General features: G+C 57.6%; 13 protein-coding genes. 6 read left to right on the top strand and 7 right to left on the bottom strand.

What is annotated here, in order from left to right; translation table 11 throughout:
• The first annotated feature begins 109 nt into the window (after positions 1 to 109).
• Both BMZ24_RS15425 and BMZ24_RS15420 read left to right on the top strand, forming a co-directional pair.
• The gene (locus BMZ24_RS15425) at positions 110 to 1,045 is read left to right on the top strand and encodes a radical SAM protein (RefSeq protein ID WP_092193657.1); all 936 of its coding nucleotides are present in this window, start codon (positions 110 to 112) and stop codon (positions 1,043 to 1,045) included.
• 267 nt (positions 1,046 to 1,312) lie between these two features.
• Positions 1,313 to 2,044 carry a GntR family transcriptional regulator gene (locus tag BMZ24_RS15420; protein WP_092193656.1) on the top strand — a complete coding sequence of 244 codons (732 nt, stop codon included), beginning with the start codon at positions 1,313 to 1,315 and terminating at the stop codon, positions 2,042 to 2,044.
• A gap of 173 nt (positions 2,045 to 2,217) precedes the next feature.
• Here the strand turns inward: BMZ24_RS15420 and lpdA are convergent, their stop codons facing one another.
• The 6 genes from lpdA to BMZ24_RS15390 all read right to left on the bottom strand — a co-directional run bounded on the left by lpdA (position 2,218) and on the right by BMZ24_RS15390 (position 8,767).
• Positions 2,218 to 3,630 (bottom strand): dihydrolipoyl dehydrogenase, encoded by a 1,413-nt coding sequence (lpdA, locus tag BMZ24_RS15415; RefSeq protein WP_092193655.1) that lies wholly within the window; start codon positions 3,628 to 3,630, stop codon positions 2,218 to 2,220.
• 277 nt (positions 3,631 to 3,907) lie between these two features.
• Positions 3,908 to 4,291: a glycine cleavage system protein GcvH gene (gene gcvH / locus BMZ24_RS15410; protein ID WP_092193654.1), complete on the bottom strand. Its 384-nt coding sequence runs from the start codon at positions 4,289 to 4,291 to the stop codon at positions 3,908 to 3,910.
• Positions 4,292 to 4,320: 29 nt separating this feature from the next.
• Positions 4,321 to 5,139, bottom strand: a complete 819-nt coding sequence (locus BMZ24_RS15405; RefSeq protein WP_092193711.1) for a hypothetical protein — start codon at positions 5,137 to 5,139, stop codon at positions 4,321 to 4,323.
• Between the two features lie 54 nt (positions 5,140 to 5,193).
• Positions 5,194 to 6,639: an aryl-sulfate sulfotransferase gene (locus BMZ24_RS15400; protein ID WP_092193710.1), complete on the bottom strand. Its 1,446-nt coding sequence runs from the start codon at positions 6,637 to 6,639 to the stop codon at positions 5,194 to 5,196.
• A 202-nt stretch (positions 6,640 to 6,841) separates the two neighbouring features.
• Positions 6,842 to 7,738 carry a transporter gene (locus BMZ24_RS15395; RefSeq protein WP_092193653.1) on the bottom strand — a complete coding sequence of 299 codons (897 nt, stop codon included), beginning with the start codon at positions 7,736 to 7,738 and terminating at the stop codon, positions 6,842 to 6,844.
• Between the two features lie 324 nt (positions 7,739 to 8,062).
• The gene (locus BMZ24_RS15390; protein ID WP_092193652.1) at positions 8,063 to 8,767 is read right to left on the bottom strand and encodes a Crp/Fnr family transcriptional regulator; all 705 of its coding nucleotides are present in this window, start codon (positions 8,765 to 8,767) and stop codon (positions 8,063 to 8,065) included.
• Positions 8,768 to 9,001: 234 nt separating this feature from the next.
• On the opposite strand from BMZ24_RS15390, the gene BMZ24_RS15385 reads away from it, so the two are divergent.
• From BMZ24_RS15385 to BMZ24_RS15370, 4 genes are all read left to right on the top strand, one after another.
• Positions 9,002 to 10,405 carry an SLC13 family permease gene (locus tag BMZ24_RS15385; protein ID WP_225940326.1) on the top strand — a complete coding sequence of 468 codons (1,404 nt, stop codon included), beginning with the start codon at positions 9,002 to 9,004 and terminating at the stop codon, positions 10,403 to 10,405.
• Positions 10,406 to 10,506: 101 nt separating this feature from the next.
• Complete coding sequence (gene lplA / locus BMZ24_RS15380; protein WP_092193650.1) at positions 10,507 to 11,484, top strand: lipoate--protein ligase; 978 nt, start codon at positions 10,507 to 10,509, stop codon at positions 11,482 to 11,484.
• Positions 11,485 to 11,658: 174 nt separating this feature from the next.
• Complete coding sequence (locus BMZ24_RS15375; RefSeq protein WP_161949185.1) at positions 11,659 to 11,994, top strand: PilZ domain-containing protein; 336 nt, start codon at positions 11,659 to 11,661, stop codon at positions 11,992 to 11,994.
• A 97-nt stretch (positions 11,995 to 12,091) separates the two neighbouring features.
• Positions 12,092 to 12,436 carry a PilZ domain-containing protein gene (locus tag BMZ24_RS15370; RefSeq protein ID WP_092193648.1) on the top strand — a complete coding sequence of 115 codons (345 nt, stop codon included), beginning with the start codon at positions 12,092 to 12,094 and terminating at the stop codon, positions 12,434 to 12,436.
• A 124-nt stretch (positions 12,437 to 12,560) separates the two neighbouring features.
• Here BMZ24_RS15370 and BMZ24_RS15365 read toward each other — a convergent pair whose 3' ends face one another.
• Positions 12,561 to 13,757 (bottom strand): D-alanyl-D-alanine carboxypeptidase family protein, encoded by a 1,197-nt coding sequence (locus tag BMZ24_RS15365; RefSeq protein ID WP_092193647.1) that lies wholly within the window; start codon positions 13,755 to 13,757, stop codon positions 12,561 to 12,563.
• Between the last annotated feature and the right edge of the window lie 16 nt (positions 13,758 to 13,773).

Here is a 13,773-nt window from a genome sequence, read left to right as displayed (position 1 = left end):
AACCCTCGCCAAACCACGGCGAGGGTTTTTCTGTTCATGTGCGGCGCTGTCGATGGTATGAGGGCAGCCGGAGCAAACTGCTGGATTTGAGACAAGAAGGAGGACCTCCATGTTCAAACACCTATTCGGGCCTGTTCCATCGCGAAGGCTGGGCATGTCGCTGGGAGTGGACCTGATCCCACTGAAAACGTGTTCTCTTGACTGCGTGTATTGCGAGATAGGAAAAACGACAGATCTGACTGTAAAAAGGCGGGAATATGTCGACATTAAAGACATTATTGCAGAACTCACCGCATATTTCGAACAAAATCCTGATCCGGATTACATAACATTTGCAGGCTCTGGCGAGCCAACATTAAACGTCAATATTAAAAAAATAATTAATTTCACAAAATCAATTAAACCGAATATTCCTATAGCTGTTCTGACAAACGGAACGCTTTTTGACGACAAGAACGTGCGCGATTCGATATTGCAAGCCGATCTTGTACTTCCATCTCTTGACGCAGCAACGGATAAAACGTTCAAAAAAATCAACAGACCGCATAAAGAAATTAAAATAGAAAACTATATAAAGGGTCTTATCGATTTCAGGCAGGAGTTCAGATCACGAATTCATCTGGAAGTTTTCATTCTTCCCGGGTATAACGATCACGAGGAAGAACTGCTGCAAATCAGAAAAGCCATTCGCAGGATATGCCCGGATGAAGTTCATCTGAACACGCTTGACAGGCCCGGCATTCTCCCCAATTTGCAAAGAGCATCAAGCGAAGATCTGGAGCGGATTCGCGCCTTCTGGGGACTGAACAATGTCGAAATTATTGCTTCCGCAAAACAGAGAGAAAATATAACATCGTACAGGAATGATATCGATTCCGCAATTCTGGAAACGCTTGCTCGCAGGCCATGCACCCTGGATGATCTCATGATGATACTCGGCCTGCACGCCAGTGAAATAAACAAGTACCTTGGAACGCTTGAAGAAAGCGAAAAAATCGAAACGGTTCGTCTTGCGAGGGGAGTGTTCTACCAGACGAAGAAGTGATTTGAAAATTTGCGCTATTTCTGAGGAAATGCACATCGCCATTGTCACCCCTCGTCACTGCCTTCATCACAAGCGCACCATATATTTCATTTCAGGGAATACGACGGCGGCTTCACGAAAAGCATCGTCGAAAATCCTTCAACAGCAACCTCAAACCATTGACAGATGCAGTATTGGTGCGCATTTTTCCATTGTCATTTCAGACACGAAATACATCCCCCTTCAACGCGAACCATTTTACACACGCATTACATCAGGACAGAAACGATGTCAGAAGCGAAGTATTTGAAAATCTACAACTGGCTTTCAGATCAAATCAAAAGCAAAGTTTTCCAGCCAGGCGACAAAATTCCGAACGAAACGGAAATCGCAGAAATGTTCAATGTCCACAGAATGACTGTTCGTCATGCTATAGACAAACTTGTCAGCAATCACATGCTCATCAGGACACGTGGAAAAGGAACATTTTTGCTCTCTGAAAAAGAACCGATATTGACGAGATCCCTCGCCGGAATTTCTTCGTACCATGACGATATCGTAAAAGCAGGACTTGAGCCAAAATACAAGACATTGGAAGCCATGATTAAAGACCCTGATCCCAATGTTATAGAGAAACTTGGCCTGGAAACAGGAGAGCAAGTCATATACCTCAAAAGGCTTATGCTCGCTAATGAAATACCACTTGTTCTCGAGTATTGTTATCTCCCTGAAAAATTATTTTCAGATATCCTTGATAAAAATCTCAACAGTATTTTATACAAAGTCATTCAGGAAGAATATGGCATGAAACTCATGCACTCCAGCCAGGAAATTGGGGCGATACTTCCTGATGATAAAGAAAGAAAATTTCTGAAAATCGGAAACAACTGTGCGTGCATCTGGGCTGAAGGAATTGTGTACAACGACTCTGGGCGTGCTGTGGAATACACACGGTCCGTATACAGGGGAGACAAGTACAAATTCAGATGTGACATCGGTAATTATATCATTCAAAAATAACCTGCTGTATCCGCAAGACGTGACCCACTTGGCGCAACCCTACCGCTTTGGCTCAGCAAGATTCCTCTGCAATCCGTTGCCTGACCTTTTGCCCATATCCTGAATCCTGAATACAAGAACGCCCCGGCCGGCAATCCGGTCGGGGCGATGAGTGAGCCGGAGAGACGCAAGCCTTACAGCAGGTGCGCCGTCTCGAAAATGCCCTCGGCCAGTGTCGGATGAGCATGTATGGTCCGGGCCAGGTCTTTGGCAGTGGCGCCGAGCAGCATGGCCAGGGTCGGCTCCGCGATGATGTCCGAGACGTGGGCGCCTGCCAGGTGCGCGCCAAGAAGCTTGCCCGAGTCGGCGTCCACCACCAGCTTGAAGAGCCCCGCCAGCTCGCCCATGGCCTGGGCCTTGCCCAGTTCACGGAAGTTGCTCTGCGGGCAGGTCACGTTGAAGCCCTGCTCCCGCGCCTGGGCCTCGGTCAGACCCACCGTGGCCACCTCGGGAGAGGTGAAGACCGCCGCCGGCACCTTGGAGTAATCCATGTCCTCGAACGCACCCAGACAGTTCCTCACCGCCACGAGCCCTTCCATGGCCGCCACGTGGGCCAGCATGACCCGCGCCGGGCCAAGCACGTCGCCTACGGCGTAGATGCCAGGCACAGAAGTCTCCAGGCGAGCGTCGGCCTTGATCCAACCGCGCTGATCCGTCTCCACGCCAGCCTCGGCCAGGCCCAGGCCAGACGTGTTGGGCACGCGCCCCACGGCCACCAGGACCACGTCGGCTTCCAGCACGCTCTCCTTCTGCGCCGACGCCGGAAGGTCCTTCACGAAAGGCGAGGGCCCGAGCGTCACCTGCACGCCCGTCTCCGTCACTTCCGCTTTGGTGGCCGTGCGCGCCAGCTCGCAGGCGATGCCGCGCTTCTTCATCTCACGCTGGATGAGCTTGCTCAGGTCCGCGTCGATGGACGGCACGGGGAGGATGCGGTCCAGCCCCTCCACCACCGTCACCTTTGAACCGAAGGCCTGGAAGATGAAGGCCAGTTCGCAGCCAATGACGCCGCCGCCGACCACCAGCATCCGTTTCGGGACGGTCTGCAGTTCCAGGGCGTCGTCGCTGGTGATGATGCGCTCGTGGTCAACGGGCAGGGTCGGAATGTTCAGGGTACTCGACCCTGTGGCGATGATGACCCTGTCGCCTTCCACCTCCTGCACCGCGCCCTCCGCGCCGTGCACGCGCACCAGGCTCGCGCTTAATACCTCGCCCCGGCCGCGCAGCAGCGTGACCTTGAGCTTAGCGCAGGTCTTTTCCAGGCCGCCGCGCAGAATCCCGGACACCTTGTCCTTGCGCGCGATGATGGCGGGCATGTCCGGCACGGCCTCACCGGCCCCGCTGATGCCGAACTCGGCCAGGCGATGCGCCGTCTCCAGCGCTTCGGCCGTAGCTTTCAACGTCTTGGTCGGGATGCAGCCCCAATTCAGGCAGGTCCCGCCCATGTGGGCGGATTCCACCAGAGTCACCTCGGCCCCGGCCTTGGCCGCGGAAAACGCCGCAGTGTACCCGCCGGGGCCGCCGCCAATGATGGTGATGCGTTGCGCCATGGCAACCTCCTTTGTCAGGACGCCCCAAAACGGCGATCTGCTGCGTCAGCGAAAAAATCCAGACCGCTTATGTATGAGCAATACACTGCGCGCCCTGGATTTTTTCGCTTCCTTGCATCTCACCATTTTTGAACGGCCTGCGATTTTTGAATTTTTCAACAGTCAGCTATGTATAAAGATGCGCCCGAGTCGTGCGGGCCGTGCTCATTCAGCTTGGTCCCGCGCCAGCCTGAACGCAGGCCGGCGCAAAGACCGGGAGGGAGATCGAGCGGAAAGGTTAGGCCGAGATGATCTTCTGGTATTCGGCCGCGGTGATGATCGCTTCGGACAGGTCGTCCGCCTTGATGCGCACCAGCCACCCGGCGCCGTAGGGGTCGGAGTTGACCAGTTCGGGAGTGTCGGACAGCGCCTCGTTGACCTCCTCCACCGTGCCCGAGAGCGGGATGATGGCCGGGGAGACGACCTTGGCCGACTCGATCTCGGCGCAGGACACGCCCTGATCGAAATGCGAACCTACCTCGGGCAGGTCGATGAAGATGACCTCGCCAAGCTGGTCCTGGGCAAAGTCGGTGATGCCGATGACAAACGAGCCGTCGCCGGCCTCTTTGGCCCAGAGGTGCTCGGCGTGGTAGCGGCGGTCGTCAGGAAAGTTCAATGCCATGATGTGTCCTCCATGGGTTCTCGTGCGTATCAGTGTGCCTCGGGCTTGCGAATCTCGGCCTTGACCAGGGACGAACGCACCTTGGAGCGGTACGGCAGCAGGGCCTGGTTCTCCAGTGCTTCGAGCCCGTCGGCTTGCTGCGCCTCGATGAAAACTGGCAGCATGCGGTCGCTGCAGGCGTCGAGGACCATCTTCGCGGCCTCCCCGGCCTCGGCGGGGGTGACGCGGGTCATGCCGTCGCCATTGGCGTAGGCCGAGGCCAGAACGCGGATGAGGCCGTCGGCGTGGGCCCGGGTCAGGGCGATGCTCTGTTTCAGGTCGTCCTGGATCAGCTCGCCTCCGGCGATGGCCGGATACAGGGAGGCCGGGCCGATGATGTCCAGCACCATGCGGGTGACGAAGCCTTCGTCCAAAACACGCTTCAGCAGGTCGGCGCGGCGGCCGTCGGCATGCAGCTCAACAGTCAGGCCGCCCTTGGCCAGCAGACGCACCAGAGTGACAAAGTTGTCTTCCTGGCCTTCGGGACAGGCCGACACGTTCAGACCGGAAATCCAGCCGTGCAGCAGCTCGCTACGCGTCACGCAGGCTTCCAGCACGCGGCCCGACAGCAGGTAGGCCAGAATTTCGCCCGTACCCTGCTTGATGACCTGCCCGTCATCGAAAATTGGAAATTCCACGCCCTCGGGGTTGCGGTAGATGGAGGAACGGTTGGCGCGGTAGTATTTATTGAAAATGTCCTTGTCTTCCTTGAAATCGAAGGTCGTGTACTCCTGCCCGCGTTCATCCAGGAACGCCTTGACGATCTTGCAGCGCAGGCAGTCAGGGGCGGTGTAGAGGGTGATGCTCATGATTTTCATTCTCCGGAAAATGCGGGAGCAGCCGAACTGCCCCCGCAGGGATTGTTACTCGTCGTCTTCGATGGAGGCCACGCACAGGGCGTTGCTGCCGCCGTAGGGCACGCAGCCGTCCACGCTCACTTCCTTGGCGCGGTCGCCGAACGCGGCGGCCCCGGGAACGCGGAACGTCTTCACATCAAGGGGTGCAATGGGCGTCTCCACCGGCTTCTCCACCTGCGGTACCCACTCGTAAGGCACACGGTAGGCGCGGTAGGTCATGTTCATGGGGATGAACTTGCCCTTGTAGGGAGAAATGAATTCCCACACTATCTCATAGTCGGGGGTGACCTCGAACACGCGGCCGTTGGAACCTTCGGTGATCAGCGTGTTGCCGTTGGGCAGGCGCTGCATGCCGCTGATGAACGGGCTGTAGAAGCGGTTGCTGTCCATGGGGAACAGGAACCCGGCTTCGCTCGGGGTGTACTGCCAGACGATCTTCATGGCCACGGGATCGATCTCCAGCACGCGGGAATAGTCGCGCAGGGCGGCCTTCACTCCCGTGGGAGCGCCCGGGTTGGGCACGTCGTAGCCGCCCCACCCGCCGTTGTCGAAAATGAGGATGTTGCCTGCGCCGGGCAGACCGGCCGGGATCATGTGGCAGTGGTGCTGGCCGATGATCCAGCCAATGGCCTTGAGTTCCGGGGTCGAGTCGTAGTCCGGGCCCAGCTTCCAGACGACCTTGCCGGTCTTCTTGTCGATGATGAAGGTGATGTTGGCCTCGCGGCCGTCAACGATGATGTTGTCCGGATGGAAGCGCTCGTCGCCCGCATCGTACCACTTGTTGGGGCCAAGGACCGACATGGAGTTGATATGCATCCAGTCGCCCATGCCCTCGGGCTGGGTCGGACGGTAGTTGGGATTGCGGGCCAGGGTGTTCTTGGGCCCTTCGCGGAAGCCGAACTCCGCGAAATGCTCATGGCAGTTCCACTCCCAGACGATCTCGCCTTCCCAGTTCACTTCCAGGATGAGGTCGTCCAGGAGCAGCTTGTCGGAAATGGCCGAATTGCGAGCGTTGCGGTGCGCCAGGACCAGGGTATTACCCGAATCGGTCTTGGGCTCCATGCCGGGGGCGTAGTAACCCACGGGGTTGCCCTCGCGCTGAAAGTCGTGGTGATAGCGCGCCATCCAGCGGCCCTCAAAACCGGGATCCTCGATAAACTCATTCTGGTCGAAGGACCACACGACATTGCCGTCCCAGTCGATCTGCACCACGTCGATGCCGTCCTGCACGCTGAACTTACCGTCGCGGCGGCCGCGGCTGGACATCAGGTAGCCGCCGGGAAAGATCTTGTTGGGCATGCCCAGCACGCCCTTCCAAACATTGTGTTCACGGCCGTTCATGTCCATCAGAACGGCGCCCACTTCCTGGGCCTGAAAAATGGTAAGCCCGTTCCAGCACTTTTCGGGGTTGTAAACCGTCACGCCGGTGGGATAAATGGTTGGATGACCCATCTGATGCACTCCTTTTTTCTGGTGATAAAGGACAGGCCAGCGCCGCCCGGCCATGTCCACGTCTTTTGCCTTGTCTGCGGAACGTCTTTCCATGAAAAACATGGGCAGCGCTGTTGCGTTCCTTACAAATCCGTAAAAAAACTTTTTTGCATTCCTTCGAAATATTCCAGCATCCTAGCGAAACACCTTTTTTTTCGAATATCTAGAACAGCTTGATCAGCTTGAATTCCGCCCGCCAGTCCTCGGTCAGGGTCTGCTTCTCGTATTCACGGTATGCCGCGCCGAGGACAACCCCGCCCAAGGTCACGCCGTACTCGGGGAACTTCAGATTGAATTTGGGACCGGCAAAAAAGGTCTTCACGTCGTTTTCCTGATTCACGCCGTCGGCCTCGTCGGCCTGCGTCCATTCGTAGTAGCCTTCCAGCCCCAGATCGAGCCGGTTGTTCAGGGCGTAAGCGTAATGGCCATTGACACGCAGTCGGTCGCCCTTGGTCACTTCCTTCCTGCCTTCGGTGTAGATGAGGTAGCTCAGGTCGGTTTCCAAGCGGTGAGAACCGATCATCCATGTGGCGCCGGCACCGACCAGACCGCCCCAGGCGCCGGTACCGATATTGTTTTGACCGACCTCGCCCGTCGGCACGAACATACCGAGGTCCAAAGCCAGACTCAGGGGAGCGCCGTCCTTCTGCGACATGAACTGCTTACGGAGAATGGCCGTCGTATCCCCCAGGCCTCCGGACCAGGCGTCGTTCTTCCCGTCGGTTTCGATAGTGTTCATCAGGAACGGAGTGGCCGTGCGGATATCCCAACCCTTGGCGATTCCGTAGCGCGTCTTGAACACGATGTTATGGCTCGACACTTCCTTGTCCGCACCGTCCTCCTCGGAAGTATGCAGATACCACTCGTCCTTGTGGGCATAACGGTAGTTCGCCACGGCGCAGAACTTGCCCACGGGAAAACCCATGCCGCCCGGACCGTGATTGACGCCGACGGCGCCGGCTGGCGCGGAGACCGAGGCATTTTGTGAGCAGTGACCCGAAGCGGCAGGCAGGACGAGGCAGCAGCCCAGCAGCAGGCTCGACAGAATTTTCAGACGCATGTGATTCTCCCTTCGATGTTCAGGTTGAGATAATCGCACCCGCACAATATGACGCGAGCGCAAACAGTTTGTGAAACCAGGAACAACCTATGGGGAATCCGCGGGGAAACTCTGTTGCATTTGTTACATTCCTAGAAAAAAAACGACGCAAAATACGACCATGGGCAGAAGGACGTCCATACGACATTCACGGCGCAACGGCTTTCATCACACGACAAAATGCGTGAAAAACGTTGAAGCGGATCGATATTTCAGCAAGCTCTCAAAATGATGGAAGAGGGAGGGGAAGGAAAACTGAGCAAGGGGGGGCGGCCGGCCTTCGCCCTACTCGTTTTGGTAGACCAGTTCTTCGAAACGGGGTCGGTCGAGGATATAGACCTCGTCGCGTGAGTACGGCCCCAGAATGCCAGCCTTTTCCAACTCACGCAGGGATTTGTTGAGGGTCACGCGGTGAACGCCGAGAAGATTGGCCAGTTCCTGTTGATTGAGGCCGGGTCGGACAACGAGAGGGCCACTCTCGCTGACCTCCTCCATCTGACGCAGGTGCAGGTACTTGCAGATGCGCGACGGCAGGTCGTCCAGACTGAGGCTCACGGCCTGATTGATCAGCACGCGGACCTTGAAGGCCAGCGATCGGAACAGCGCGATCATCAGGTCTGGGTGCCGGGGCAGGATTTCCTCAAGGACACACCTGCGCGCAAACGCATAGACCGTGGAATCCGTTCCGGCGACAATGGCGCTCCTGGACGGGAGCTCGTCGAAAAAGGGCGTTTCGCCGAAAAGAGAGTCCGGGCCGATGCTCCAAATGATCTTTTCGCGGCCATCCAGGGTCGATCTGGTCAGCCATATCTCTCCCACATCAAGAAAAAAGATAAAACTATCGTCGGTCAACCGCGAAAAAATCTGCGCCCCTTTCAGAAATTTCATCCTGCGGCCCTGCGAAATAACCTTGCGCCAGCATCCAGCCTCGGAAGGAATTCGGGAAAACTCCAGTTCTTTCATTTCCGTACCCGATCTAATGGCAGTCATATGCTTCACCTCCATGTCCTGAACCCCGGGCCGTTTGCGCCTTGCCACAAATGAATTCCACGTCTAGCCCCGCCTTCGGCAACATGCGCAACGGCGAAAATTCCAGGGCAGTTTGTTCGTGAAAAAAGTGACGATAATCTTTCCGCGTCATAAAAAAAGTGGCAATTGTTACAGCATGGCGGCCTCGACCACCGTATTCTCCAATAATCAAATTTCATTCCAAGGAGATATCCGATGGTCGCAACCCCACAAATGCCGGAAAAAGAGACCCTGTTCAAATGGGCCTTGAGTCTTGTCATTCCCCTGGCCGTCTATTTTCTGCTGCCCCTGGACGGCGAAACCCTGACTCGTCCCATGGCCCTCTTTCTTGCCGTCACGGCCTGGGCCGTCGTGGTCTGGGCGACGGACATCATCAATGAAGTGGCCGTCGGCATCCTGTTGCCCGTACTGTACATCGTCATCTGCGGTGTTCCTCAGAAGGTCGCGTACGGTCCATGGACCTCTCAGGTGCCCATCATCGTCATCGGCGGCTTCACCCTGGGCAAGATCCTGCAAGACACCGGCCTCGGAAAGCGCATCGGGCTAACCTGCGTACGGGCCATGGGCGGCAGCTTTGTCGGCGCCCTCTGGGGCCTGACCTTGGCGGTCTTCATCGTCGCGCCCCTGGTTCCGGCCATCACAGGCAAGGCGGCCATCTTCTGCGCCATCGCCATCAGCCTGTGCGAAGCCCTTGACTTCCGGCCCAAGAGCCGTGAGGCCACAGCCGTCATCCTGGGCACCTGCCTGGCAGTGGCCTCGTCGAAGCTCTGCTACCTGACGGGAGGGGCGGACCTCGTCCTGGGCATGGGACTGGCGGACAAGGTCATGGATACCAAAACCGCCTGGATGCAGTACGCGTATCACAATTTCATCCCGGGCACCATCTACACGGCCATGTCCGTCGGGCTGGTCATGTTCATGCTGCCCTCCAAGGTCGACCGTAAGACCCTGGGTCCCATTCTGGAAACAAAGCTCAAGGAGCTTGGTCCGGTCACCAAGACACAGAAGACCGCCGCCTTCCTCATGCTCCTGACCCTGATCCTGCTGGCCACGGACACCCTGCACGGCATCAACGCCGGACTCATTTTGATCATGGTCGCCTTTGCCTCCTTCCTGCCCGGTGTCGGACTGATGAACGGCGAACGTTTCAGCAAGATCAACTTCGCCCCACTCTTTTTCATCATGGGCTGTATGGCCATTGGCAGCGCCGGCGGAAACCTCAAGGTCACCCAGTGGATCGCCAGCATCACCTTGCCCTTTTTTCACGAGATGAGCCCGACCTCGGCCGGAACAGCGGCATACATACTTGGCGCCCTGGCCAACTTCCTTCTGACGCCCCTGGCCGCGACGACCACCTTGACCTCCCCCCTGGTCGAACTGGGCGTACAGATGGATATGAATCCCAGGGTTCTGTACTATGCATTCCAATATGGCCTGGACAACTACGTATTCCCGTATGAATACGCCGTGCTCCTCTACTTCTTCAGCTCCGGATTCATGCTCTTCAAAGACATGGTCAAAGTCCTGGCCGTACGCATGGTCTTGACGGCCTTTTTCATCGCCTTTATCGCTATCCCGTACTGGAAATTCGTTCTTTAGCTTCCGACTGTCCTCCGCTGTCCGAGCCATGAAATCATGGCTCGGACAGTTTTCATACATCAATTCTTCACGACGCTTCCCACCCTTAGCCAAGGAGCCCCATGCGCTTCATCCACAACACCAGCACCGACCCGGCCTTCAACCTCGCCGCCGAGGAATGGCTGCTGCGCCACACGGACACGGACATCTTCATGCTCTGGCGCAACGCGCCCGCCGTCATCGTCGGACGCAATCAGAACACCGCCTCGGAGATCGACGAGGATTTCGTGCGCGAGCGCGGCATCACGGTCATCCGTCGCCTTACGGGTGGCGGGGCCGTGTTTCATGATCTGGGCAACGTCAACTTCACCTTCATCCAGCTCGGCAGGCAAACCAAACATCTGGACTTCCATCGCTTCACCGCACCGATCATGGAAGCCCTGCAGGCCATGGGCGTGGACTGCCGGTTTGAGGGCCGCAACGACCTGGTCATCGACGGGCAAAAGTTTTCGGGCAACGCCCAGCTCCTGGAAAAGGACCGGGTCCTGCATCACGGCACCCTGCTCTTCTCCTCCCAGATGGCCGACCTGTCCGGAGCATTGAGGGTCAACCCGGTCAAGTACGTGGACAAGGCGGTCAAGAGCGTCGCCAAGCGAGTCACCAACATTTCAAGCCACCTGCCCGAACCCATGGATGTGGAGACCTTTGTCCGCCGCGTCATGGCCCATGTTTCCGGCAGCGAGTCAGAAACCCTTCCCGGCCTTCACGCGAGCGAGGAAGCGGCCATAAACGGACTTGTCGAATCGAAGTACGGCACGTGGGACTGGAATTTCGGCTCCTCGCCCAACTATGGCTTCACGCGCGGCACGCGCACCGAGGGCGGCGTCGTGGAAATTCACCTCGATGTCCGACACGGCCGCATCGAACAGGCCAGGATTTTCGGGGATTTCTTTGGAGCGCGCGCCGTGGCTGAGCTTGAGGCCCTGCTCGCGGGCTGCCGTCACGAACGCAGCGAGCTGTCCAGACACCTGGCGGATGTCCGGGTCGACGAATTCATCCGCAACGTGGATAACGCGACATTCATGGACTGTCTTTTCTGATATGCATTTCCTTGCACGCCCGGCGCAATACGTTCGGGCTGGTTACACATATCAAGTAAAATTGAGAACCGTTTGCAATAAATCAGGACAGGACCAATTGCTGCCGGCAATGCTTGACGGAACACTCCCGAACCTTCATGTTGCATGAAGTCAAACCAACGCGAAGGGGAACAAATGGACCAAAACAAGCGCCGCTGGGACCGCGAACCGATAACCGTGCCGTGCAAGATCAGCTACGAAGGCGATACGCGCAACTCGGCTCCGGGCAGCATCATCAACCTGAGCCCGGGCGGGGTCATGCTCGCGACGGAACAGGGATTCATCGCCAATGAACGCGTCGCCATCACCCTTGAGGATGAATACGACGCCCTGCTCTTCGAGTTCGCCGAAATCCTGGTCGGCACGGTGCGCTGGAGCCAGTCCACGTCGTCCCTGGGACAAAACGTCTACCACGTGGGAGTCGCCCTGGAGCGTGAACTGCCGCGCAGAATGGTGCTGACTGAGCAATAATCGCGTCCATTCTCCTTGTGTTGTCTTCGCGCATCCTCTATAGACCCAGAAAATTTGGCTTTTCCAAAAAAACCTGCCGCAGCGAGAGGACCTTTCCATGGCTCATGAGATGCAGAAAAACAGGAAATGGAAGCGCTTCGGCTGTCTGCTTCCGTGCAGGATCATCCCGCAAAACGAGACCGACATGGTCGTCTCGGCACGGATCATAAACATCGGCCGAGGCGGTCTGCTCATCGAAGCCGACTATGGTTTCAACATGGGAGACAGGGTCATCGTGGCGGCAGCGAATGCGGGGTTCGAACGCTTCGAGGCCATCGAGGAAGTGCACGGGACCGTGCGCTGGGGACAAATCGACGACAGTTCACTGATGGGACTCTATTACATCGGGGTCGAATTCGACGAACTGCTCCCCCTCAAACAGGCGGTGGCCGACCAGGACTGACTCGCCTCTTCACCACGATTGGGTCACACAGTCGGGCTTGTTTCAGACGCCAGGCGGCGCGCGCAAAAAAAGGGATTCCGTGAAATCCCTTTTTTTACGCGTACCGACAAGGCTCGGACGCCGGTCAGGCTTCCGGCTTCTTGGCCGCGCCTGAAGGCTTTTTGGCGAGCTTCTCGTCCTTGGCGGCTCGCCGGAATCCGTAATCAAGCAGCCGGGCCGTCTCACGCTGACGCACGGCGGAATTCTGGGCCCCGAGCACCACGGCCACAAGCCGAGTCTTGCCGCGCTTGGCCGTGGCCGTGATATTGTAACCCGCGTCACAGACAAAACCGGTCTTGAGCCCGTCCACGCCCTTGTAGGTACGCAGCAAGGTATTGGCGTTGCGATGCGTCGCCCCATGATACGTGTGACTCGTCATGGAGTGCACCTTCAGCGCTTCGGGAAACGTGCGCAGATAGGCCACGGACAGCTTGGCGATGTCCCGGGCGGTGGAAAGCTGGCCCGATGCGGGCAGGCCGTTGGGATTCTTGAAGCGGCTGTTGATCATGCCGATCTTCTTGGCTTTCGCGTTCATCTGCGCCACGAACTTGGAAGGATCGCCCTTGCCGAAATATTCGGCCACGGCCACGCAGGCATTGTTGGCCGAAACCACGCTGATCCCCTTGATAAGCTCGCTCAGCGGGACTTTTTCATTGCGTTTGAGACGCATGCGCGACCCTCCGGTCTTGACGGCCGTGGCGCTGACGGGAATGGGCGTCGTAGGCGCGAGCTTGCCCTGGGCCAGGGCTTCACGAATGATGTACAACGTCAGGAGCTTGGTGATCGATGCCGGCGCGATGGTCTTGTCCGGATTGTGCTCGTAATAGACTTCTCCGGTGGACATGTTGATCAGCAATGCGGCCTGCGCGTTCAGGTACAGGTCCTTGGAGGTGCCCGGCTTCACGGCCTGCTTGGCCGGTTCGACCTTGTCGGCGAGGGATTTCTTGGCCTTGGCTTCTGCGGCCTGCGGCTTGGCGGCCTGCTTCGGAGCGGGCGTTGTGGCTTGCTCTGCCGCTTCGGACTTGGGAACGGCAGGCTTGGTCTTGGATGAGGCGGTCTTTTTGACTGGTGGCTTGGGAGCGGACGAAACGGCTTCCACGGGCTCGGTCCGAACCAGGGCCTGAGTGTCGGGACCGGCGGCCTCGGGCCTCGGCACCACGGAGGCCCGGAAGACGTGCGATCCGGAAGACGCAAATGCGGAAAAGCCGATTCCGGCCAATCCGCTGATCAGGGCATATACGATCAATAAGATCAGAAATCGCGTAGCGCATTTTTTCGTCATGGGCCTTGCCTTTACG

The sequence above is a fragment of the Desulfomicrobium norvegicum genome, assembly GCF_900114595.1.
Classification (GTDB): domain Bacteria; phylum Desulfobacterota; class Desulfovibrionia; order Desulfovibrionales; family Desulfomicrobiaceae; genus Desulfomicrobium; species Desulfomicrobium macestii.
This window is presented reverse-complemented; position numbering and strand designations above follow the sequence as displayed.